This window comes from Bifidobacterium sp. ESL1118 (genome assembly GCF_058505595.1).
On the sequence record NZ_CP196371.1, the window covers coordinates 1,809,158 to 1,832,644 of the forward strand.

General features: G+C 53.0%; 16 protein-coding genes and 1 pseudogene. 8 read left to right on the top strand and 9 right to left on the bottom strand.

Going from position 1 to position 23,487, the window contains the following annotated elements; translation table 11 throughout:
* Positions 1 to 25 precede the first annotated feature (25 nt).
* The 4 genes from ACSYSS_RS07385 to ACSYSS_RS07400 all read right to left on the bottom strand — a co-directional run bounded on the left by ACSYSS_RS07385 (position 26) and on the right by ACSYSS_RS07400 (position 4,739).
* The gene (locus tag ACSYSS_RS07385) at positions 26 to 934 is read right to left on the bottom strand and encodes an ABC transporter ATP-binding protein (RefSeq protein WP_491703376.1); all 909 of its coding nucleotides are present in this window, start codon (positions 932 to 934) and stop codon (positions 26 to 28) included.
* 153 nt (positions 935 to 1,087) lie between these two features.
* Complete coding sequence (locus tag ACSYSS_RS07390) at positions 1,088 to 2,293, bottom strand: FecCD family ABC transporter permease (protein WP_491703377.1); 1,206 nt, start codon at positions 2,291 to 2,293, stop codon at positions 1,088 to 1,090.
* A gap of 1 nt (position 2,294) precedes the next feature.
* Positions 2,295 to 3,395 carry a FecCD family ABC transporter permease gene (locus tag ACSYSS_RS07395; RefSeq protein WP_491703378.1) on the bottom strand — a complete coding sequence of 367 codons (1,101 nt, stop codon included), beginning with the start codon at positions 3,393 to 3,395 and terminating at the stop codon, positions 2,295 to 2,297.
* Between the two features lie 240 nt (positions 3,396 to 3,635).
* Positions 3,636 to 4,739, bottom strand: coding sequence for an iron-siderophore ABC transporter substrate-binding protein (locus tag ACSYSS_RS07400; RefSeq protein WP_491703379.1), 1,104 nt, complete (start codon positions 4,737 to 4,739; stop codon positions 3,636 to 3,638).
* A gap of 252 nt (positions 4,740 to 4,991) precedes the next feature.
* On the opposite strand from ACSYSS_RS07400, the pseudogene ACSYSS_RS07405 reads away from it, so the two are divergent.
* Positions 4,992 to 9,671, top strand: a pseudogene (locus tag ACSYSS_RS07405) (DEAD/DEAH box helicase); the annotation flags it as partial.
* Positions 9,672 to 10,540: 869 nt separating this feature from the next.
* Here the strand turns inward: ACSYSS_RS07405 and ACSYSS_RS07410 are convergent.
* The 5 genes from ACSYSS_RS07410 to ACSYSS_RS07430 all read right to left on the bottom strand — a co-directional run bounded on the left by ACSYSS_RS07410 (position 10,541) and on the right by ACSYSS_RS07430 (position 13,336).
* Positions 10,541 to 11,479 carry a lactate/malate family dehydrogenase gene (locus ACSYSS_RS07410; RefSeq protein ID WP_491703380.1) on the bottom strand — a complete coding sequence of 313 codons (939 nt, stop codon included), beginning with the start codon at positions 11,477 to 11,479 and terminating at the stop codon, positions 10,541 to 10,543.
* A gap of 229 nt (positions 11,480 to 11,708) precedes the next feature.
* Positions 11,709 to 12,014 (bottom strand): DUF2442 domain-containing protein, encoded by a 306-nt coding sequence (locus ACSYSS_RS07415; protein ID WP_491703381.1) that lies wholly within the window; start codon positions 12,012 to 12,014, stop codon positions 11,709 to 11,711.
* Positions 12,015 to 12,116: 102 nt separating this feature from the next.
* Positions 12,117 to 12,455, bottom strand: a complete 339-nt coding sequence (locus ACSYSS_RS07420) for a nucleotide pyrophosphohydrolase (RefSeq protein WP_491703382.1) — start codon at positions 12,453 to 12,455, stop codon at positions 12,117 to 12,119.
* 264 nt (positions 12,456 to 12,719) lie between these two features.
* Positions 12,720 to 13,043 carry an addiction module antidote protein gene (locus ACSYSS_RS07425; RefSeq protein ID WP_491703383.1) on the bottom strand — a complete coding sequence of 108 codons (324 nt, stop codon included), beginning with the start codon at positions 13,041 to 13,043 and terminating at the stop codon, positions 12,720 to 12,722.
* The gene (locus ACSYSS_RS07430) at positions 13,040 to 13,336 is read right to left on the bottom strand and encodes a type II toxin-antitoxin system RelE/ParE family toxin (RefSeq protein ID WP_491703384.1); all 297 of its coding nucleotides are present in this window, start codon (positions 13,334 to 13,336) and stop codon (positions 13,040 to 13,042) included. The genes ACSYSS_RS07425 and ACSYSS_RS07430 overlap by 4 nt, the downstream gene beginning before the upstream one ends.
* Before the next feature lie 119 nt (positions 13,337 to 13,455).
* On the opposite strand from ACSYSS_RS07430, the gene ACSYSS_RS07435 reads away from it, so the two are divergent.
* The 7 genes from ACSYSS_RS07435 (at position 13,456) to ACSYSS_RS07465 (ending at position 23,388) form a co-directional block, all read left to right on the top strand.
* On the top strand, positions 13,456 to 14,085 hold the full coding sequence (locus ACSYSS_RS07435; protein WP_491703385.1) for a GrpB family protein: 630 nt from the start codon (positions 13,456 to 13,458) through the stop codon (positions 14,083 to 14,085).
* Between the two features lie 248 nt (positions 14,086 to 14,333).
* Positions 14,334 to 17,843 carry an SIR2 family protein gene (locus ACSYSS_RS07440; protein WP_491703386.1) on the top strand — a complete coding sequence of 1,170 codons (3,510 nt, stop codon included), beginning with the start codon at positions 14,334 to 14,336 and terminating at the stop codon, positions 17,841 to 17,843.
* Between the two features lie 80 nt (positions 17,844 to 17,923).
* Positions 17,924 to 18,304 (top strand): hypothetical protein, encoded by a 381-nt coding sequence (locus ACSYSS_RS07445; protein ID WP_491703387.1) that lies wholly within the window; start codon positions 17,924 to 17,926, stop codon positions 18,302 to 18,304.
* The gene (locus tag ACSYSS_RS07450) at positions 18,213 to 19,055 is read left to right on the top strand and encodes an ATP-binding protein (RefSeq protein WP_491703388.1); all 843 of its coding nucleotides are present in this window, start codon (positions 18,213 to 18,215) and stop codon (positions 19,053 to 19,055) included. Before ACSYSS_RS07445 ends, ACSYSS_RS07450 begins: the two co-directional genes overlap by 92 nt.
* A gap of 438 nt (positions 19,056 to 19,493) precedes the next feature.
* Entirely contained in the window at positions 19,494 to 20,333 is an 840-nt protein-coding gene (locus ACSYSS_RS07455) for a DUF2130 domain-containing protein (protein WP_491703389.1), read from the top strand.
* Positions 20,334 to 20,394: 61 nt separating this feature from the next.
* Entirely contained in the window at positions 20,395 to 21,372 is a 978-nt protein-coding gene (locus ACSYSS_RS07460) for a 5'-nucleotidase (RefSeq protein ID WP_491703390.1), read from the top strand.
* 732 nt (positions 21,373 to 22,104) lie between these two features.
* Positions 22,105 to 23,388, top strand: a complete 1,284-nt coding sequence (locus ACSYSS_RS07465; RefSeq protein WP_491703391.1) for a hypothetical protein — start codon at positions 22,105 to 22,107, stop codon at positions 23,386 to 23,388.
* Positions 23,389 to 23,487: the final 99 nt, after the last annotated feature.

Genomic DNA, 23,487 nt, shown 5'->3' on the forward strand with positions numbered 1-23,487 from the left:
TCTGATATACACGTCCGGTGCGATGTCAGATATACGTGCCAGAGCGGAACGCGTCATCATGCGCCTGCCGCTGGGCGCTGAGCGAGTGCGCGGCAACAGGCACCATCGTGGGCAGTCCGGTCACCGGGTCAATCGTCACCGTGGAATCGAGGCCGAACACGTCGTGCACGAGCTTCTGGGTCACCACCTCCTGCGGCGTGCCGAGCGCAGCCTGCCCGCCGTCTTTCAATGCCAGCATCCAATCGGCATAGCGCGATGCGAGGTTGAGGTCGTGCAACACCATGACTATGGTCACCCCCTCATCGGCGTTGAGGTAGCTCAAGAGGTCAAGCACCTCGACCTGATAGGCGATGTCGAGGTAGGTGGTCGGCTCGTCGAGCAGCAGCACATCGGTCTCCTGCGCCAGAGCCAGGGCAATCCAGGCACGCTGACGCTGGCCGCCCGAAACCGAGTCCACTGGCCGGTCGGCTAAATCTGCCAGACCGGTGGCGTTCAACGCATGGGCCACGGCGGCGGCGTCATCGGCATTCCAACCGCCGCGCATGCCGTGATAGGGATAGCGCCCGCGGCAGATGAGGTCGGCGATGGTGATGCCTTCGGGCGCAATCGGCGTTTGCGGGAGCAGCCCCACTTTCGTAGCCACCTCGCGCGTGGGCAGGGTGTTGATGGATTTGCCGTCGAGCACAACAGATCCGGTGGTCGGCTTGAGCAGGCGCGCCAACGACTTGAGCAGGGTCGACTTGCCGCAGCCATTGGGACCGATGATGGCACCGACCTGGTGGGGCGGCACGTTTAGATCGAGATCGCGAATGACGGTATGGCTGGATTTGCCGCGACCGGACCCGCTCTCGTACCCGAGGCTGATGTCTTGCGCTTCAAGGCTGTGCGCCGGATGGTTGTGATCGGCGTCATGACTGGTGAATGTGGCGGTCAACGCGACCTCCTTGAGATGGGTGGGTAACCATTTGTGACGTTTTGACGAGGCATAGCAACCATTTGTGACGTTTTTCGGCCCAAAATGGGATAAATGGTTGCTGTGCGTCTGTGAAATGGGATAAATGGTTGCTTGGTTGGATTAGTTGTGCGGTTACGCGCCACGATGCACCATCCGGATCATGAGGATGACGAGGATCGGCCCGCCGATGAGACTGGTGACCGCGCCGACCGGCAGCTGGCCACCGGGCAGATGCTGCGCCACGATGTCGGAGGCCAACACGACCGACGCACCCACCAGACCGGCCTGTGCCACCGCGGGTTTTCCGGGCCCCGCAAGGCGCGAGGCGATGGGGCCGGCGAGGAAAGAGACAAACGAAATCGGTCCGCTGGTGGCGGTCGCCGCTGAAAGCAGAAGCACGGAAAGCAGCAGCACCGTGGCCTGCGTCGCCTCAACGCGCACACCCAAGCCGGTGGCGATACCGGTGCCGAATCTCAACACGTCGACCTGCCGGTTGAGTGCAATCAGCAAGGCACCAGCGACGACCACCACCAACGCGAGAGCTGGCACCGAAGCCCATTCGGCATCCGCGAGCGAACCGGTGAGCCAACGCTCGGCGGTCTGCATATCCCACTGGTCGGCACGTACTAGAATCCAAGATGTCACGGCGTTGAGCGCTGCGGCGAGGCCTATGCCCATAAGTATCAGCTTGCTCACGTTCGGGGATCCGTTCCACGAGAGCCAGAGCACGATCGCCGCGGTCAGGACGCCGCCAGCCACGGCAAGCAGCGAGAGACGCAGACCCGAGACGCCGAGGATGACGATGCCGAAGACTGCCGCCGTGTTCGCACCGGCGGTGATGCCGATGATGTCGGGACTGGCCATGAGGTTGCGCAGCATGTGCTGGAAGCTAGCGCCCGCCATGCCGAACGCGATGCCGGCCAGCGCGCCGACGATGACCCTCGGGAGGCGCAACTCTCCGATGGCGAAGCTCAGGCCCGGTGCGTCCTGGCCGGTGAGGACCGCGGCGATGTCGCCAAACGAATAGATTTCATGGCCGAATGCGAGGTCGGCGTAGAGCAGCGCAAGCAGCAGGATGAGCAACATCGCAAACACGACGACGGCACGAATTCCCGCACGACGGCGCGAGGTGTCGAGCCGGTCGGCGATGGCCTTCTCGGCTTCCAACTCCCGCGCCTGCCGGGCTGCGAGAGCGGAGGTCACCGCCTCGCAATCGCCTTCCTGCACAACACATTGACGGATTATGTCTGGTTTTCGCGGCAGCTGTGAATGCGGCTGCCGTTGCAGAGACGGCTGTGCTGACTTGTGTTCGTGAGTCGTCGTGTCCGAATATGCCATCTCACACCCCTACCATATTGCGTTTGCGAACCAGATAGAGGAAGATCGGCGCGCCGATGATGGCGGTGACGATGCCGACCTCCACGTCCTCGGGGCGGGTGACGACGCGGCCGACCACATCCGACGCGAGCAGGAGCAGCGGGCCCATGGCCATACACATCGGGATGATGCGCCGGTAGTCGGAGCCCACCACCATGCGCGCGGCGTGCGGCACGATGAGACCCACAAAACCGATGGGACCGGCCAGCGCAGTAGCGCCGGAGCACAGGAGCACCGCGGCGAACCAAACCACGACGCGGGTGCCGGTCAAGCGCAGTCCCAACCCGGCAGCCAGTTCGTCGCCAAGAGCCAGAGTGTTGAGCGACTGCGCACTCGCCAAAGCGAGCACGAGGCCGAGCACGAGCAGCGGGATGATGGGAAGCATGAGGTCGAAACGGGCACCGGAGACACCACCGACCTGCCAGAATCGGTAGTCGGACATGGTCTGCGTGCGGGGCAACAACACGGCACTGGTCAACGAACTCAACACTGAGCTCAGCACCGCTCCGGCGAGTGTCAGTTTCAGCGGGGTCGCGCCGCTTCGCCCCATCGAACCAATCGCCCAGACCAGCGCCGCGGCCGCCGCGGAACCAACAAGCGCCACCCATACGTAACTGGACGGTGTGCTCAGGTGGGAAAATGCGATGGAACAGACAATGGCGAAGGCCGCACCCGTGTTGAGCCCGAGCAGCGAGGGGTCGGCCAGCGGGTTGCGCGAGACACCCTGCATGAGCGCTCCCGCCACCGCCAGACTCGCCCCGACCGCAATGCCGAGCACCGTGCGTGGGATGCGCAGCCGCACCGCGGAGACCGCGATGGCTGAAGACGATGAACCGGCTGCAGCCGTGGAGCCGCCTGCCGAGACACCGGGTGTCAACGCCCGCACCACGTCGCCAAAACTCACCACGCGGGAGCCGAACGTCACCGAACACAACGCAACGATGACGATTCCGGCGAGAAGCAGAACATATATAGGGATCAGGGTGTGCTTCGTCCGTGCCGACGTGGATGCCGGCGACGGTTTCCCTGTTCGGCACGATGCCAAACGACGATCTATGCGCATTGACCCTGCGATTCCGTACGATGAATGGGATATATGGGCGGGTGATTTCATTCAGTGAGCACGTTTCCGGGCACTTGCCAGCACACCAGAATTTGTTTCATTTCCAAAACGTTGGTATTCCGCGGTTTTATGAACGAGCCATCATGGTGTCGTTGCAATGCAACCTCAAAAAGTGCACACTGAATGAAAAATGGGCGGCTAAGGCACAGTCGTGACCGCTATAGCACACCTTATACCGCCCTATTTCACTCTGTCGGCGGCCTTAGCGAGCATCTTCACATACTCTGCGTCGGTCTGCTGGATGGAGAGGGCGCTTGGGTCGAGGGCATTGGCCATTGCGGAGTCGTTGTCGATGACGACCACCGAGCCACGTTTGACCGCGGGGACTTGCGAGAGCAGCGGATCCTTCTGCATGGCCTTGAGCAGGCTGGAGGTGCCATAGGTGACGATGATGTCCGCATCATTGAATTGATCGGCGTTTTCGGCGGAGACATCCTTGTAGAACTGCGTCGTGCCCTTCGAGAGGCGCTTGACGGAGGCAGGGGTCTTGAAACCGAGGTCGTTCATGAGCTGGGGGCGCATGTCGGTTGTGGTGTAGACGCTGAATTTGGAGAGCTTGGAGGCATCGATCATCATGACCGCGGCGCTTTTGCCCTTAAGCTGCGGGTATTTGGCGGTGTCGGCCTTCATCTGCCGTTCGAGGCTGGCGATCAGCTTGTCGCCTCGGGACTGCTCACCGACGGCCTTGGCGGTGGTTCGGATCAGGCCGCGCCAGGGGTCGCCCCAAGGCAGCTTCTGGTAGGCGACGGTCGGCGCGATGCGGCTGAGCTGGTTGTATTGCTCCTGGGTCATGCCCGACTGCATGCCGAGGATGAGGTCGGGCTTGGAGGCCGCTATAGCCTCGATGTCAACGCCGTCCATCTCGTCGTGCAGCTGGGGCATGTCGGCCTGCTTGACGTTCATCCTCTTCAGAGCGTTGTAGGTCCAAGGCAGGAAACCGCCGCCTTCGGTCTTGCCGAAGGTGTTCTTCTGGATGCTCACCGGCACCACTCCCAAGGCAATGAGGTTGTCGAACGTGCCCCAGCCCACGGTCGCGATGCGCTTGGGCTTCGACTTGATGACGGTGGTGCCATAGTGGTGCTTGATGGATACGGGGAAATCCTGGTTCCCGGTCTGGACGGACGAAGCCGACGCGGCCGACCCACCGGAGCTCTGGGAACCGGCAGACTGCGACGTGCCACACGCGGCGACGACTGTGAGCGATGCGACGGCCACCAGCAATGCGGCGAAGCGCGTCAACGACCTGCGCGCCTTGCCCGGTACGAACGATGAAAACAATGACATGGAATCCTCTCTTTGGCCGGCTACGCAATGAGAACGGGCCGGCATAATTCGACAGCCTGGCACGTTGTGTGCAACGCACCACTCGGCTTGCGGCAACGTGCCTATTTAACTGCAAAACGGCACGAAAGAAAAGACTTTACTTCTGCCGGCGAATGTGGTATTCCGCCGCTGTTCCTGCGCAATGTGAGCAACATAACTCTTGTTTGTATATTCTGCGCGCATAGCGTCCCCGAGGGCGGCGATAATCGAGGTATGGATGAAGGGATGAGCGGGTTTTCCGAGCCGACGCGGCTCTGGTTCAACCGCGCCTTCGGTCGGCCCACTGCGGCGCAGCGTGAGGCCTGGCCCGCCATCCAGAGCGGCGAGAACGTGTTGGCGAGCGCGCCGACCGGGTCGGGCAAGACGCTCGCCGCGTTCCTCTGCGCCATCGACAGTCTGATGCAAGGCAAGGAGCCTAGCGCATCAACAATCGATACAGACGCCACCGTTGCAGCGAGCCAAGCAGGCAACAACGGTGAAGATATCAACACCAACATCACCAAGACAACCAGCACGGCGGCAAACGGAAGCACCAATACAGCAGTTCATAAAGAAACAGCGAAATCACGCAAGAATAATTCAGGCGTGAAAGTGCTCTATGTTTCGCCGCTCAAGGCGCTGGCGGTCGACGTGGCGAAGAATCTGGAGGCGCCGCTGGCCGGCATCGGCGAAGTGTGCCGCGAGCGCGGGCTTGCCGTTCCGCAGATTACCATCGCCACCCGCAGCGGCGACACCACGGCACGTGAACGCCGGCATATCAACGCTCATCCGCCCGACATCCTCGTCACCACGCCGGAATCGCTCTACCTCATGCTCACGCAGAAGGCGCGGAAGATTCTGCGCACTGTCGGCACGGTAATCCTCGACGAAGTGCACTCGGTCATCGGTTCCAAGCGCGGGGCGCACTTGGCAGTGAGCCTGGAACGACTTGACGAGCTGACCGCGCGGCCGGCCCAGCGCATCGGGCTTTCGGCCACGGTCCGCCCACTCGACGAGGCAGCACGATTCGTGGGTGGAGCGCAGCCGGTCACCATCATTGCACCGGACGATGCTCCGAAAATGGACTTGCGTGTAGTGGAGCCATTGGCACGTATGTCCGACACTGCACATGGCAATAAGCAGCCGGGAGTGGGAGCTGGAACAGGGGCAAAAGACATAGCTGCACAGCGCATCAGCGGAGTCACGCTGCAGATGGAGCGACTGGCGACCCGCAGCCGCAATACTGCCCCTGACAGCGATTTCAGCAATGCTTTTACCCAATCCGGTCAAGGCACAAGCGGCGGAAATTTCACAAGCACTCATGAACAACTCAACTTTGCGGATTCACAGAGCGCCGCATCCAGCGCATCGCCAGGAGCCATTTGGCCGGCAATCGAAAACGACGTGCTCGACCAGATCCTCAAGCACCACACCACGCTCGTCTTCGTCAACTCGCGCGGGCTGGCCGAGCGCTTCACCGCGCGGCTCAACGACCTCTACGCCGAACGGTATTTCGGCCACGAACCCATGCACGACTACGGGCCATCCCGTCACTACGACTCCGTGGTGGGCAGCACGCAGATGCTGGTGGAGGCCCACGATCCGAGCGAAACCATCGCCATGGCGCACCACGGATCGGTCTCCAAGGATCGCCGCGCCATGATCGAAAGCGATCTCAAGGCCGGGCGCCTACGCTGCGTGGTGGCCACCAGCAGCCTCGAACTCGGCATCGACATGGGCACCGTGGACCTGGTCATTCAGATTGCGCCGCCGCTTTCGGTCTCGTCCGGCCTGCAGCGCGTAGGTCGTGCGGACCACCAGGTGGGCGGGGTCTCGCACGCGCTCTTCTACCCACTCACGCGCGAGCAGCTCATCGGCATGGCGGCGAGCATCGAGAGCATGAAGAGCGGAAGCATCGAGCCGATCACCGTACTGCGCAACCCGCTGGACATCCTCGCCCAGCAGACCGTGGCTGCGGCGGCGATGGACAACCTCAACCCCGACCACTGGTACGAGGTGGTGCGGCGCAGCGCCCCGTTCGCCTCGCTCGACAGGGCCACGTTCGACTCCGTGATGGGCATGCTCACCGGTGCCTACAACACGGAGGAGTTCTCCGCGTTCCGGCCGCCGCTGGCGTGGAGTGATGACGAATCCAATAAACACAGGCTCATCGTGGCGCGCCCTGGAGCCCAGAGGCTCGCGGTGACCAGCGGCGGCACCATCCCCGACCGCGGCACCTACTCCGTGGTGCTGCCCGAAGGCGACGCGAACGGCGGGCGCAGGCGCGTGGGCGAGCTGGACGAGGAGATGGTGTACGAATCGCGCGTGGGCGACGTGATCACGCTCGGCACCTCTACGTGGAAGATCGAGGAGATCACCCATGACCGCGTGGTGGTGGCCCCTGCTCCCGGACGAACGGCGCGGCTTCCGTTCTGGCACGGCGAAGGACCGGGGCGAGACGTCGGCTTCGGCGTTGCCCGAGGAAGATTCATGCGCGAAATCAGCGCAGGACTGGCGAGTGCCGGAATGGGTAGCAATGGCGATATACAGACCGCTGGCCAAGCCGCCGCCGGTCCGCACTTCGACGCAAAGACCACAGAGCGGCTGCACCGCGACGGGTTGGACGAGAACGCCTACACCAATCTCGCAGGTCTGCTGGCGGAGCAGCGTGGCACGACCGGTGCCATTCCCAATGACAAAACCATCGTGGTGGAGCGCAACGAGGATGAGGAGGGTGACTGGCGCATCCTGGTGCATTCGCCATTTGGTCGCCGTGTGCACGAACCGTGGGCGATGGCCGTTTCGAACCGGCTCAAGGCGAAGTACGGATTCGACGGGCAATGCTACGCCGTGGACGATGGCATCGTGCTGCGCGTGCCTGAGAGCGAGGCCAGCATCCCCGCCGATGAACTGCTGCTCTTTGACGTGGACGAATTGCAGCGAGACATCGAGGAACAGGTGGGCGGCTCGGTGCTGTTCGCCGCACGGTTCCGCGAGTGCGCCGCCCGTTCGCTCTACCTGCCGCGCACTCAGCCCGGCAAGCGCGTGCCCCTGTGGCAGCAGCGGCTGAGGTCGGCACAGCTGTTGCAGGCCGCCAAATCACAGCACAATTTCCCACTCATGCTGGAGACCGCGCGTGAATGCCTCCAGGATGTGTACGACCTGCCGGCGCTTCGGCGCATCATGCAGGCGCTCAACGACGGCAGCATCGCCCTGGTGGACGTGACGACGGATACGCCGTCGCCGCTGGCGGAGAATCTGCTCTTCGGATTCGTGGGTTCGGTGATGTACCAGTACGACGTACCGCAGGCCGAAAGCAACGCCTCGCTGCTCTCGATGGACGTGGATACGCTCGAAAAACTCATCGGCAGCGGGCATATGACGGACATTCTTGACGATGACGTGATTGCTGCCGTGGAGCAGGAACTGAGCCACGTCAAATTCTGGAACGAGTTGGAACCGGGCGACGTGAGCGGGCGCATCACACGATTCGCCAAGACGCACGGGCCGTTCACCGCCGACGACGTGATTCATTCGCTCGGCATCGATGCCGTGAGTGCGGTGCGCGAGCTGGACGTCATGAAGCAACGCGGCGAGCTGCTCAGCGGTACGTTCACACTGAATGTGGATTACCCTGGCGACACCGGCGATAGCAACAAGAGCACCGGCTCCGTGTTGCAGTACCTGCACCGCGACGTGTTCAAGCGCATCCGCAACCGCTCGCTGGCCAAGGCGCGCAAGGCCATCAAGCCAGTTTCCGCCGCGACGTTCCAGTCATTCGTACTCAAGCGGCAGGGGCTGGTCTCAGCTGCTGAATCGGCCCAGACAACACCAAGTGACAGCGGACTCGACAGGTTGCTGCGCGTGGTGGAGCAGTTGGAAGGACTAAACCTGCCCGCCGAAGTATGGGAAAGCGCGGTGTTCCCGGCGCGAGTGCGCAGCTTCCAGCCCGGCATGCTCGATGAGCTGCTGGCTGCCGGCGAAATCGTGTGGGTCGGGCAGGCCACACCCGGCAGCGCCGAACTCGGCGGAGCGGGTCAAATCAGTTGGTATCCTGCCGATTCGCTGCTCCTTTCAGCAATGGCCACACCCACACATTCCAGTATTCAAACTTCAACTGTGTCATCGCAGTTACACTCCATTGGGCAAACGTCGGCAAAAGCTGTAGACACAGCAGGAACAGCAACAAAAACCACAATCTCAGGTCAATCCGCCAGTGTCTTTAGCCTTCTTGAACGCTCCATCCTCAAAGCTCTGGAAGCGGGAGGAGCCTACCGAGCCGAGCAGCTGATGGCACTCAGCCAACCGGAACCCGGCGCCGATACCGCCACGACGGTGGATGAGGTGACCGGCGAAATCACGGAAATCAACGCGCCTCATGACGCAGCATGGAATCAATCCGACTTCGAGCAGGCACTGTGGAATTTGGTGTGGCAGGGCAAAGTGACCAACAGCTCGTTCATGCCGATCCGGGAACTGATTCGCACGCGCGGCAATGGAAATGCAGGGCGAAGCGGGCGTAGAACCCCATCGCGCGCCATGATGCGAAGCCGCTCCCGCAGAATGCGAGTGGCGCCGTTGCATCAGCGTGCGAACCGACACGGCAGCGGCAACAGCCTGGCCACAATGGCCGGGCTTTGGGAGCTGGTGCGGGGCAACGGGCATGACATTCCCGCGGAAAACACCGACAACGGCACTTCCGGCAATAGGCCTTACACAACGCACAGCAGAGAGTGTGCCGCCATCGCGCTGGTTGAAGCGCTGCTCGATAGATACGGTGTGATCGCACCACCAGTGGTTGACATGGAATGCATTCCCGGCGGCTTCTCGGCGCTGTACCCCATCTTGCGCCGCATGGAAGAGGCCGGTGAGCTGGTGCGAGGCATGTTTGTAAGCGGCATGGGCGCCGCGCAATTCGCCAGTCGCGAGACCATCAACGCCCTGCGCCGCGAGCGCAAGCACAGTACAGCAACAGAGACAGAAGCTGCGCACATCGTAGTCGTGGATGCGCTCGACCCAGCGAATCTACAGGGAGCAGCCGTTGCCTGGCCAATGGCGCAATCGGAATCGGAAGGCAACGGCAGTACTAGCCGCACAACAAGCTCAGGCATCAAGCCCACACGGCGAACCGGCAGCCTGGTGGTCTTCGCCAACGGTCAGCCAGTATTGTACGCCACGCCAAACAGCCATCATCTGCTGGAATTCATGCCCGCTGCACACCAGAACGACGACAGCAAAGTCACCAGCAACCGTGAAAACAAACTCAATCGTAACGACTTAGCCACAGGTACACCAAGCGGCACCCAATATCCTCATGTTTCACATGAAACATTGGCACAGGCATTCCGTACTTTGACCTTATACCTTCGGCGGAACCAGACCTCGAGCATCAACTTCACCGACATCAACGGCCAGTCGCTGCTCAAACCCACGCCCTATTCTGCGGCCATGCGATCCGCTGGCTTCGCCCCAGGCCCACGCGGCATGACGCTGTATCGGTGAGTAGTCATCCGCTTTGGCTGCGCCTCACGAACTTTGCCAAATACAACATCAAGGAGCTGACAGATTGAATCCACTCGTTGTCGGCAATAACAGAAAACGTAATTTTTGTACATCGGATGTACAAAAAATTCAGCATCCGATGTACAAAAATTACGTTTTCAGGGTTCAACATGAGATTATCAAGCAACAAAAATCGTTTGAATCACGTAACTACGATTCAGACGATTGGCTAAAGCCGGACCAGTACAGTCAGATAGTCTGCGCACCGGCTTCAGGCGCGCTCAGTCCAGCGGAGCACCGAGCGACTCGACCACCTTGCTCTGGATGAAATCGGCCGAAGACTGCAATTTCTTCAGCTCCTCGTCGGTCAGGTCGAGCTGAAGCTGCTCGACCACGCCGTCGCGACCCACGATGGCCGGGTACGACAGATAGGTCTTGTATTCCTCGCGGTAGTTCGAACACGGCATTTCGGTACGGGCATCGTTGAAGATGGTCTCGGCCAGCTTGACGGCCGCAGCGGCGATGGCATAGTTCGTGTAGCCCTTGCCCCGCAGCGTGGTGAAGCCGCCTACGCGGGCCTCCTTGTCGATCTCGTCGAGGTCAAGACCGCGGGCTTCGGCAATGTCGGTGATGTGCTTGCCCAGCACGCGGACGGTGGACCACGCGGTGAACTGCGAGTTGCCGTGCTCACCCAGGTTGTAGCCCACGACGGAGCGCGGGTCGATGTTAAGCCGGGCGGCTACAGCGCGGCGCATACGGGCGGAGTCGAGCAGGGTGCCGGTGCCGATGACGTGGTTCTTGGGCAGGCCGGTGATCTTCTGGTAGATCGAGGTGATGACGTCCACAGGGTTCGAAATGCAGATGATGATGCCGTTGAAGCCGGAATCCTTGATCTTGTGTGCCACGTCGGTGGCGTTCTTGCGGTTGAACGGCAGCTCGATGAAGCGGTCATCCTCGTCGCCTCCATCGAGCAGCGAGATATTGCCGATGGCGGAGATGATGATATCGGTGTCCTTGAGCTGTGAGTAGTCGTTGGCAATCACGTTGGTGTGGTGCGGCAGGTTCGCCAGCGCGTCCGTGTAGTCGAGCACGTCGGACTCGGCCTTCTCCTTCTTCGCGTCGATGATCACGAAATCATCGGCCAAGCCTGAGACCATGATCTGGTGCGCCACTGCGCCGCCTACGTTGCCGTCCCCGATGAGTGCGATCTTCCTTGCCATTTGAATCCTTCCTTTCGTACTGCTTGTGTTGGTAATTTGACACTCTAGGACGGGAAGTTTCGACACGCTTCGTTTGTCTCATTTTGGACATCATTGTTTCACATAGTGGACACTGGCAAAGCATGAAGATAGACGGTCCGGCGCAGAGAAAGACGCAAAATTTGAATTAAGGAAAACAGCTCGTTCCAAAATCACGACACCACTGCAAGGTTAATCGTATGGAAAACAGCTAAACGGTAATCAAATCAGCCGTGTCGTACTCATAGCTCAAGTCATATAATGCTTGCGTGCCGATGTTAATTGCGCCACCATCCCACGTCAAAATACCGTGTTCAATGGAGAACGCATTAAAGATATCCAGATTCTGCAGAGGAGTGTATACCGGCTGATCGAAAAGACAGGTGCCGTCAAATACACGAGTCTCACCATTGGAAAATTCAATGAGCAAAATCCAATCGTTGGTAGCCCGCACTCTAACGACTCTCAGCTCATCGCTGGGCGTGGAAGCGTACACAATGCCATTGCGTTCATACATTTTCACCCCTCCCCTAATCAAGCGGCTTGATGCGTCCCAAGAGTGGACAATGACGTTGATTTGGAAACTTATCCAATTAATAACAGCAGAATCTGCTCATGTTTACTCACCGTGGATCGCACGGTACTTCGCAAAGTCGCCCTTGACCGCCTTCGCCGGGTAGCGCGCCTTGTTCTTGGCGAGCTTGGAGAGAATCACATCGTCCAGGTCCCAGCCAAACACATCCGCCATGTCGATGCAGTAGATGAGCACGTCCGCCAGCTCCTCCTTGACATGCTCCTTGTCCGGATTGGCGGCGTCCGGCCCCCACTGGAAGCATTCGAGCAACTCACCCGCCTCGATGCTCACTGACTTGGCGAGCGCCTCCGGCGTATTGTATTTGCCCCAACCGCGCTCAACGACGAAATCGCGTAGCGCCTGCAATGTGGATTCTCTGATCATGGTTGCGAGTTTACCTCGCCGCTCTGAGTGATTCCGTTACCCAGCAACGCCCATCACAACGTCACTAACCGAGCTCAACTGCAACATTGAACTCCATTCGCCCGCCCTGCCGAAATATAAGCAATAAACCGGGGACGCACCCCCGGTTCGAGTAGGACCAGCAAAAATCAAAACGATAACGCCAATTCCTGCAATCCTTGGTTGTATACTACCACGTTCGCAACCTTTACCCCAAGCACGTGTTCAGCAGTATGCACCACACCATCACGGTTGCACCGTAGGCATGATGCGCAACTGACCACCCAACTCGCGAACCGCACTCAACACCGTACGAAACGAGGGGTTGGAATCAGCTCGCAATGACTTGTACAGACTCTCACGCCCCACATCCGCACGGCTTGCAATGGCCGACATTTTCCGCTCGGCCCTCGCCGCATCTCCCAAGGCCGCAATGAAAAACGCAGAGGAATCCGCGTCGTCCTCCATGCTCTCAGCTTCCTGCAAAGCAGCATCGAGGTATGCCGTCACATCATCAGTTGTATCAAGATAATCAACCGGATCGAACTCCTTCATCTGTACTGCAGTCATACCAACCGCTCCTTAATCTGCTTAGCGTGCCTGATATCTTTGCTTTGCGTACTTTTGTCCCCTCCAATGAGCAGCAAGGTAATATCAGCACCGTTCAGCGAGAAATAAACTCTATATCCGGGTCCAAAATGAAATCTCATCTCGAACACACCATCACCCACCGGCTTAATATCACCCGTCAATTTACCTAACGTTGCAATACTTCTCCAACGCGCAAGAATCCTAGCTTTGGCCTGAACGTCACGTAAATGTTTCAGCCAAAGATCAAACTCCTTTGTACGTCGAACTTCCATATCAATAGTGTATCACAGAAGATACAAAGAGACAGGATAAAAAACATTTCTTGTTCAATGAACATACACGCCAACTTGTCGAAAATATAACATCTCATACCACAACTAGAATTTTCAATATGCAAGACTCTTGGAATTCCGCAGCTTTTCGCAAGGCGATAGTGACGTTTGACGACGGCGATATGCCAGCTGGTGAGACTCCATTTGTCGCCGGTGCGGAGACAAAACGCACAGTTTCAATCGAGCCATACGACCTCGCCTGGCCGAGCGCCTACCAAAAGCTTGAGACAGCGGTGCGCCAGGCCCTTGGCCCGAAGGCAATCGCCGTGGAACATGTCGGCTCCACGTCTGTGCCAAGACTTGCCGCCAAACCAATCATCGACATTGACCTGACCGTAGCCGACGCGAACAACGAATCTACGTACCTGCCTGCGCTGGAACGCAAGGGATTCACCTTGACCATCCGCGAACCATGGTGGTACGAACACCGCATGATGGTGGCGGATAGCCCAGATTGCCACCTTCACATTTGGAGCATCGGTTCGCACGAAGCGGTGCGCCACCTCATCTTCCGCAACTGGCTGCGCGAAAACGATGCTGACCGGCTACTGTACCAGCGCACGAAAACTGAAGCAGCCGAAGGCATGGGCCGTGAGCCCGGTATGGTGTCGGCATACAACGAGCGCAAGCAGACGGTCATTCGGCAAATCTACGCACGGGCGTTCACGGCGCTGGGGCTGAGTGAGTAAGCAAACGAGAAGGAATCGGATTGATTTATCTCGCCGATGTCTAGTTATCGCCGTTCTTTGACGCATCCGAATTATTATACTTCCAAGGGCCGCTTATGAAGGTGAAAATAGCAATTCAAACATATAATCCATATAAACATAACCTTGTCTGATTCATTGATTCAACCAACCGCTGAGATTAATTGAAACGACAAGACACAGATAAAATCAATATACAGTATAAGGATGAAACTATCTGGAGGAAAGAAATGCAACTTACGGACGAAGTCAGCATTCCACAGGAACTCATCGAGGCTATTAGAGAACAAAAAATCGTCTTTTTCGTTGGCGCTGGAGCTTCATTTGACGCACCAGCCAATTTCCCCTCTTTTGAAAAGTTAGCACAAGAACTCGCTTATCTAGCGGGAGTTGAATATCCAGAGAATCAGGACAACCTCGACGAGTTTATTGGTAAACTACCAATCGACTTTCCTTCTCAGGCACAAACAAGACAGATTTTTGCGCAGCAAGGACATAACCCAAATCGATTGCAGAAGGCAATAGTCAAACTCTCTTTAATCGGGAAGGACGAAGGATGCCAAACGCCCCGTATCGTTACAACAAATTATGATGATCTTCTTGAAAAAGCACTCGAACAGGAACGCCCATTCAGTCAGACCCCAATATATGTTGGGCCAGCGCTGCCACTAGGAGATGCATTCACCGGCATTGTCCATCTTCACGGGAAATACGATGAGTTCAACTCCTCACTTGTCATCTCCGACAAAGATTTTGCTCAGGCGTATATGACGCAATCTTGGGCCACACGATTCTTGACAGCAATGTTCCAAAAATTCACCGTTCTTTTTATCGGTTACAGTCATGACGATCTAATGATGCGATACTTAGCTTTAGGCCTGCCAAACGGGACACAGCGATACGCGTTCATCACTGATGAATATGACAGTACAGAAAAATGGACAAGACTTGGGATAACACCTATAACTTTCCCGATTCATGACAATAGTTATGCTGCACTACCAGAAGCTTTAGAAGCCCTACAAGACCTCGTTTCAACCAATCGCGTGACGGTAGAGTCAAGAATCTCTGAAATAATGCAGAAGAGTACTGAACTCAGTACTGCAGATAACGACTATGTACTTGAACGAATTCAGACACGTATAGGCGCAGAAGAATTTACTCATAATGCCGGGAAAAATATAAACTGGTTGAATTGGGGACTACGAAACAATTGTTTCCAGCAGCTTCTAGGTCCTACTAATCCCAAAAATGAAAGCGAATCCATATTGCTTTCATGGCTTGTCTCTTCTTTTATTGAAGAAGACAACAACTTTGAAAGAATGCTCGACATAATTCGCGAGTATCCGATATCCCACTCTCTGTACGGTTATTTATGCAACTCTGTCTATCGACTCAATCAAGCTGGTAGCAAAGACCATGCTGATAAGTTGTGCTTACTCCTAACACAAATTAAGACCAGACAAGACAGCAAAGACTCGGACTCCACACTTTTGTATAGTTACAATAAAGCAGCACTTTCAATGCCACTACCTGCATTGTTCAACATAATGCAATACTGCGTCGACCCTAGTTGTTATTCCTCAAGTAGGAATATCTCCTATGATGATTTATCAAATCAACTTCAGTGCCAAATGAAAGACGAAAACGTCAATCAAGAAGAACTCCTCAATATGTTGGAAAATTCTCTCTTGAACATTTATGAACAACGTCAAACTCTGCATACATTGCATGATGACTTTGACGTTTTATGCTTATACAGGGGCAAAATTGAGGAGTCCGATAATCTAGAGACTCCGTTCGACGCGTTAATTGATGCTCTATGTGAATTCGGAAAGACGTCAATAAACTCAGGTTTAATTACAGAACACTGGTGGACGCTTGATTATCCGATTTTCAAAAGATTATCCATTTTCCTATTAGACAGGAAAAATGAGCAAGTATCAGCCGATAAGAAAATAGAGTATCTTCTGGAACACAATATCCTCTACTCAATGACTCTGAAACATGAGGTTTATATGCTTCTCAAGCATCAATTACCGAACGCCAGCAAAGCAACAAAAGATCGGCTTCTTACAACAGTTTCAGAGGGGCCCAATCATGAGACCAGCGCAAGCGAGAGAGATGACGCTTATGAAAAATATAATCTTCTTGTATGGCTAACCAAATGTGAGGATAAATGGCGGAAGGCCGAAACCGAAAAAGAAGATCTCGCTCAATATTACAATTTCATGCCACGTGAGTATCCCGATTTGAATATCGTTTTCAGCGGAGGAGCCAAAATCGCTGATTCAGGGCTATCTGATTCTGAACTCACCAATAAGATTACTCATGAACCACAAAAACTCGTATCTTACTTAAATGCCTTGCCAAGACGCAGTAACAACGATCACGTTTATCATGAAAACTATTTTGAAGATGCGCTTCAACAAGTCTTAGCCTTGTGCTCCGAACACTATGAAACAGGAATTCAGCTTTGGAAGTCTACCTCAGAAACTAGCGACAAAAATCTAGAAATTCGAAAGTCCATCATTTACGGATGGGGCGGGCTCGATTCGGTTGATTCTCAAACCCAAGTCTTACCATATTTGCAATCAGTTTCCCAAGAATCGGACTATGCTGAGCCCCTCTCGCAATTCATCTCAAGCCAATATTCAAATTCTATGCCTACTGAGAATATTGCTCCACTTCAAAAAATTGCAGAACAAGTTTGGAATTCCTCAATCACTCAATACAAAGTTAAGAATCCTAAGCTTTCCCCCTCACTCCAAGCTTTAAATGAGTGGCCGGGACAAGTCGGCAATTTTTGGATAGCTTTAGGACTTCACAATACTCGTGAACTCGGGTCACTTACTAAACAAGACCTAGTTAATATTCACAGATTACTTGATAGGAATTCTCCAGCATTTTTTGTAACAGTACCTGCAATAACTTCGAACTTAGCTAAAGTTCATTCAATTGATCCCAAGGACACAGTTCGCGAAGTTTACCCTCTTTTTTCGAATTCAAACACCTCATACTTTGCTTGGGAAGCGTACTTGTCAAACCCAGAAATATCACAGGATCTAGTTCGCGACGGCTTTGCACAAATTCTGGATTCGGGTTTAAAGAATTCTAAAACTTGGAATAACGAGCAAAAAAGTATACTCAAGCAAGGTCAACACGAGTACAACTTTTATGACATCGCATATTTCGTAGTATCCTCACCATTGATCACGAAATCTTCCGATCGAATTTCCTTATTGTCTGACATCGTAATTGATGGCGATCCGGTACTTTTCTTAAAAGTCATCCTTTATAGACTTACCCAGAATCAGGATGTAGATGAGGAAGTTTGGGATACATGGCTGCATGAGTATTTGTTAAAGCGTCTTAACAATCTTCCACGTACAGCTTCTGACGAAGAACTTCAAGACCTATATCTAATAGCTTTCTGCCTTCCTATAAAGCAGTTTGACCAAATCAAACCAGGCCTGGCCAAGAATAACCCAGGTGTAACTAAGAATCTTCTCGCTGGCTTATATGATTATCGGGATTTAATTTACCCAACGATTTCAGAGAAGATCCAATTGTTTGCTTCTTGCATCGAATCTACTGAACCTGACACGATAACTATGTACAGCAGCTACGATCTCCAAGAAAGATTGAAGGACTTAAAACAGCTTATTCCAGACTATGACTACAAGGATTTGATAAACTTAGCATATGAAAAAGGGTTTGATGTGAAAAATAAACAATGAGGTATTCAATAACTTCTCTCTTCAATACACCCAAGTCGAACTAACATTATTCATTAGAGGTGAATTACACTTACTTCTTAGTGAAAATATTCCATAAGGCAGCTATCTTTAACGTAAATGGAGCAGACGGCATATTTGTACTTGCTACAGCCGCACTCACCCAGTGCAAGCCGACACCTCGGGTCACGCCGAAAAGGTTAAGTTGTATCAACACCAATGGCAACGACAATATCGTGCTGTTGCTCGATGTGGTGCCATCACCGGACCACATCATCGAAAAGCGCGTCGGAGGCGACATCTACCTGCGCGAAGGCGACAGCAGTGTCAAGCTCGACCGCAGCCGGAGTGCTGCTATTCACAAAATCACCGATGAAGTATTTCCCCGGAGCATGGGTGCGTGTGCTGCGGGTGGATGGCACCGCAATGCAGACCGGGGAACGGTTCAACATCACGAAAGATGAGGAGTTCACCGGTCCGCTCGTCACGCAGATACGGCAGGCATCCCAGCTTATCGAAGCGCTGCTGCGGGACTTCTACCCGCTCAACACCGAGGGCAGATTCGCAAAAATCCCGGAGTATCCGCACTTCTCGTGGTTCGAAGGCCTAATCAACGCCGTAGCGCACCGCGACTACTCGATTCAAGGCGACTACATACGAGTGACCATCTTCGACGACCGGCTCGAAATCTCAAGCCCAGGAACGCTGCCGAACCGCGTGACCCTAGAGAACATGCGAACCACGCGTCACGCACGCAACCCGCGCATCTGCCACATGCTCAACTCTGTGGAGCTGACCCGTGAGCTCAACGAGGGCGTGCACCGCATCTACGAGGAGATGGAGGCGCTCGGTCTGCCCGACCCCGAGTTTAGCGAGCCGAGCGGCATGGTCACCAAGATGGTGCTGCGCAACAACGTGGAGAAGAGAATACCGTATTTGCAAGGCGACAAGGGTGAGAGGGCAGACACCTCAAAAGCTGTAATAACAGAATCGAATCTGAAACAATCTGCGAACAATACTGAATTTTCTGATATTGAACAACTCGCGATTACAGTGGCTAAGCGAAATGGCAAAGTAACAACTGCCCTATTAGTAAACGAAAGTCATGCAAGCCGAAGCACCATTCAACGCGCATTGCGAAAGCTCACAAAGTTAGGCTTTCTGCACCAACATAGAAAGAATAGCCAAGATTCAACAACATATTATTCCATTTGACGCAGCATGACGCAGAGGGTGAAATCGGGAAACTGCATCCGATTCCACCCTCTGAATTAAGCAATTGCCAATCATTCCAAAACAAAATTAAGCAAGTAGATGATATCTACAAATCGGTTGCTCACCCTAGGTAAATTTATATTATATAGAATGCATGCTGGGTGCCGCCTGGGTACCAGGCTGCACCCACTACGACAAAATCAGCAAGTCGCATTATACAGTGCTTAAAATATCAATTTATATCTCATATTCTTCTTGATTTATTGGCAAAGCAATCGTCGGAATCCACATTTCCAGCGTAAAATTCATTAAAATTCTTTCTTCGCGAAGCAGCGGTATTCTTGTAGATAGAAGGCGCTTGCGCACAGAACCTCCGAAGCAGCATGGGAACCGGCGCGCGAACCGCAACGACCGAGCACCGACGCGAAGGACGGCAGCATGCATGAAATCAAATGCCCCAAATGCGGAGCGACGTTCAAGGTGGACGAATCCAGCTATGCCGACATCGTCAAGCAGGTGCACAACAAGGCATTCAACGAGCAACTGCACAAACGGCTTAAGGCCGCCGAACAAGACAAGCAGAAGGTTGCAGCGAGCAAGGACAGCGAGATTCAGGAGCTCAGGCACAGCTTGGACGAGGCGAAGCTCAAGACCGACCTAGAGGCCAAGTCGCTCAAGGAGCGCTACGAGACGCAGATTCAGGACCGCGACGACCAAATCGAGCGGCTGCGCGACTTGAAGTCGAAGCTCTCCACGAAGATGATCGGCGAATCGCTTGAGCAGCACTGCATGAACGAGTTCAACAAGATCCGCGCCACGGCCTTCCCCACCGCCTACTTCGAGAAGGACAGCGACCTCTACAACGCGGGCATTGTCGATGTCTCCTACAGATTCGAGAAGATGTACGCTATCCGCCCGCAGTTCTTCATCCCCATGATCACCGTGCTGCGCAATGCAGCGCTGAACTCTATGCAATACAAGAAGCAGCTGGCCGACGAACGCGCGCAGAACATCGACATCACCAACTTCGAGGACGAACTGAGCGAGTTCAAGGATGCGTTCGGTAAGAACGTGGACCTGGCCGCGCGCAAGTTTAACACCACCATCGAGGAAATCGACAAGTCCATCACCCACCTGAACAAGATCCGCGAGAACCTAGTCGGCTCCCAGCGCAACCTAGAGCTGGCGAGCAAAAAGGCCGATAACGTGACCATTCGCAAACTCACCAGGGGAAATGAGACTATGAAGAGGAAGTTTGAGAACGCTGAGAAATGGTAAACAGAGCAAAACTCAATACTTATTTCATACCTAGAAACATCATTTAGAGAAAGTTTCATCGATGGACAATATAGTAGAACCACAATTAAGTAAAAAAGATTTGGTAATCGGCATTGCATCCAGCGCTCTATTCGATTTAGCTGAAAGCGACGAAATCTATAACAAAGATGGAGTTAAGGCTTATGCAGACTACCAAAATCAGCATCTGACTGAACCGTTTAAAAAAGGACCGGCATTCCCATTTATTTCGAGATTACTAGATTTCAACAAGCTCTTTGCTGATTCTGAAAACCAAGGGGTCGAAGTCATAGTCTTATCACGGAATAGTCCGCAAACAGGTCTTCGCGTCATGAAAAGTATTGAACATTACAGACTCGGCATAACAAGATCAATATTTCGCAGCGGTAAAGCCTCGTATGATTTCATGAAAGTTTTGAACATGTCTTTATTCCTTTCAGGTAACCCAACTGATGTTCAGAATGCCATGCAAGAAGGCAATGCAGCCGGGTACGTACTTCCAAGGAAAAACTCGACGAAAAATAACAACGGCGAATTATGCATTGCTTTTGATTTTGATGGAGTATTGGCAGGATCATCGTCAGACGACTTTTATACGAATTCTAAAAAGAAAAATCCGCAAAAAGCTATGGAACTATATCAACGTCGTGAAAAGAAACTCGTGAACAAACCTCTTGAAAAAGGTCCTCTAGCTCCATTATTAGTAGGCCTCAACAAGTTACAACAGGCAGCGCGTAAACAAAAAAACAAAGGAATCGATCTACGAATCTCATTAGTCACCGCAAGAAACGGGTTCGCAAATGAAAGAGCAATACACACTCTAGAATCGTGGGGATTAACTGTGGATGACGCCTTTTTCCTTGGAGGACTGGATAAAGCGCCCATCCTCAATCAGCTCAAACCAGATATATTCTTTGACAATGAGATGAAAAATCTAGACAATACCGAATCTCATATACCAATGGTTTTTATACCATTTGGAAAAGAAGCAGAACAGCTTGAATTGTCAGACATTAAGTGAGTACACGTCATATTAAATTCTGTTTTTAACTAGATCACACAAAACGATTCCAACTATTCTAAATCTCGGACAATTGTTAAATCGATGCAGCAAATTAACACGTCAATAAGCTTCTTCTTGATATATCCAAATGAGTATTTATAATAGGTATCTGAAACTACTGATTACGTTCAAGCAGCTAATCAGAATGATACGCATGGGCCGACAGGCATCTTAACAGTTTCTTGGCAAGGACCAGAAGCATTCAAGAATAGAAAATTTCAAAATCATAACCACTAGTATGGAGGTTCCGACCAACTTATCGATGAAGGATACAGAAGTCCACTTACTCCAATACTTCGGTAGAATGCCCAAGATCCAACATCGAATTTAAAATACCGCTGCGAACGAGGGAAATGCTGAGCAAACCACCACTTCAGCCAATGGTCCCTCACTGCGTTTCTTGTCGACAAAAGCAAGAATGCTGGTCTAGCCGCAAGGAAATTTAATACCGTAATCGAGGAAATCGGCAACTACCTGACTCACCTGAACAAGACCAGTGAAAACTTAGTCGATTCCCAGTGCAACTTGAAGCTTCCGAGCAAAAAGACCGAAAACATCACGATACGCGAGCTCACGGGGAAGTAACGAGGCTTTAGTATGTGAGACAGATAACTCAAGAACTAGCTATTTAACAACACTCTCCAAGAAGACTAAACTTTGTATACAAGTTAGTTAAAGGCGGCTTCCCATATGACCAATGAAAATACAGCATACAATGATGCGAACGAGCTGCCCTCAGTCACAGATTTAAAATTTCAAATTCGTGGATGCAAAATGCTAAAACCCATAGTCTATCCTCTCGCATCGCATGATCAACGAAAAGAATTTAGTAGAACCCTAAAAGATACGGAAAATAAACTTAACTCCTTAACAAATATGATAAATAAATTTTATCAGTTACTAGGAGATCGACACTGGATATTCACAGATACTTTCCCGACAGATGATATGAAGAGAATTTTAGATACTGATAGCACTGATGTTGCAGAGCAACGATTAATCAATTGGTACCTAACTGACGACAATATTGGAGAACGACTCATTTATCTGAATAGACAAGCGGGATTTCGGTCTCGAATGCCGCTCATCCACAAAGCTTTGGAAGACTATAAAGCACAGAGATATTACAGCACAGTATATATTCTTCTTTCACAAGTAGACGGATTCGTAAATGATGAAGATCCACAACTACACCGCAGCCTAAGCGCTGAAGATGACCCAGATATGTCAGCATACGACAGCGCGGTGTCCGTGGCCAACGCACTGCCTCAAGTCGCTGACGTATATAAAAAGGGATTTAGTAAATTTTCTGATCAAAAAGTGACCGAAGTTTACCGCAATGGAATTTTGCATGGGCAACTGTCCAATTTCGATAATGAAATAGTTGCCACAAAAGCTTGGAATCTCTTATTTGCAATTCTTGACTGGGCAGAAGCTTCTGAAAAATATAAAAAACATCAGGAGGATCTAAAAGCACCACAACCCAGCTGGAAAGAGGTGCTCGAAAAAGCAGAACGAAATGATGAAGTCAACCAACTACTGGAGCAATGGAAACCTTACGAAACTGATATCTCAAATGATAGTGATGATCCTTCAGGAGTGAGGAAAGATTGTACAGATTTCTTTGAAGGCTGGCTCAAGAAAAACTATATGATAGTTGGACATCACTTGCCTAATATGAATCATAAAACTGCAGGTCAAATGGCTGCAGAGGCAAAACAGAATTATGCCGACCACCCTATCGAGAGCTACACTTTAAAGAGAATAGAAAATCTTGCAGCAGGATGGGTCTATACGACAGTCAATATAAAGCCAGCTAATGGATCCAGCTATATGACAAAACTCCACTGGACCAGAGTCAAATCACCCAGTGGCTTCGACACAGCATTTCCAGACGAAGACGGATTATGGGTAATCACCGGATACGGAGTTGATCCTTTCAGACCCAATTCAAATATGACTGAAACAAATTAATAATTACATAATAAATTTTTTAAAAAGATAAAATACTAGGTTAAGTAGCAAAAACACTCACCCTAGGATAGATATCAGAACTGCATTCATCTCATCTCT

Excerpts from the sequence above, each read along its gene's own strand:
- ACSYSS_RS07390 (WP_491703377.1), bottom strand. The coding sequence starts at position 2,293 with ATGGCATATTCGGACACGACGACTCACGAACACAAGTCAGCACAGCCG.
- ACSYSS_RS07395 (WP_491703378.1), bottom strand. The coding sequence starts at position 3,395 with ATGCGCATAGATCGTCGTTTGGCATCGTGCCGAACAGGGAAACCGTCG.
- ACSYSS_RS07400 (WP_491703379.1), bottom strand. The coding sequence starts at position 4,739 with ATGTCATTGTTTTCATCGTTCGTACCGGGCAAGGCGCGCAGGTCGTTG.
- ACSYSS_RS07410 (WP_491703380.1), bottom strand. The coding sequence starts at position 11,479 with ATGGCAAGGAAGATCGCACTCATCGGGGACGGCAACGTAGGCGGCGCA.
- ACSYSS_RS07415 (WP_491703381.1), bottom strand. The coding sequence starts at position 12,014 with ATGTATGAACGCAATGGCATTGTGTACGCTTCCACGCCCAGCGATGAG.
- ACSYSS_RS07420 (WP_491703382.1), bottom strand. The coding sequence starts at position 12,455 with ATGATCAGAGAATCCACATTGCAGGCGCTACGCGATTTCGTCGTTGAG.
- ACSYSS_RS07425 (WP_491703383.1), bottom strand. The coding sequence starts at position 13,043 with ATGACTGCAGTACAGATGAAGGAGTTCGATCCGGTTGATTATCTTGAT.
- ACSYSS_RS07430 (WP_491703384.1), bottom strand. The coding sequence starts at position 13,336 with ATGGAAGTTCGACGTACAAAGGAGTTTGATCTTTGGCTGAAACATTTA.
- ACSYSS_RS07435 (WP_491703385.1), top strand. The coding sequence starts at position 13,456 with ATGCAAGACTCTTGGAATTCCGCAGCTTTTCGCAAGGCGATAGTGACG.
- ACSYSS_RS07440 (WP_491703386.1), top strand. The coding sequence starts at position 14,334 with ATGCAACTTACGGACGAAGTCAGCATTCCACAGGAACTCATCGAGGCT.
- ACSYSS_RS07450 (WP_491703388.1), top strand. The coding sequence starts at position 18,213 with ATGAAGTATTTCCCCGGAGCATGGGTGCGTGTGCTGCGGGTGGATGGC.
- ACSYSS_RS07455 (WP_491703389.1), top strand. The coding sequence starts at position 19,494 with ATGCATGAAATCAAATGCCCCAAATGCGGAGCGACGTTCAAGGTGGAC.
- ACSYSS_RS07460 (WP_491703390.1), top strand. The coding sequence starts at position 20,395 with ATGGACAATATAGTAGAACCACAATTAAGTAAAAAAGATTTGGTAATC.
- ACSYSS_RS07465 (WP_491703391.1), top strand. The coding sequence starts at position 22,105 with ATGACCAATGAAAATACAGCATACAATGATGCGAACGAGCTGCCCTCA.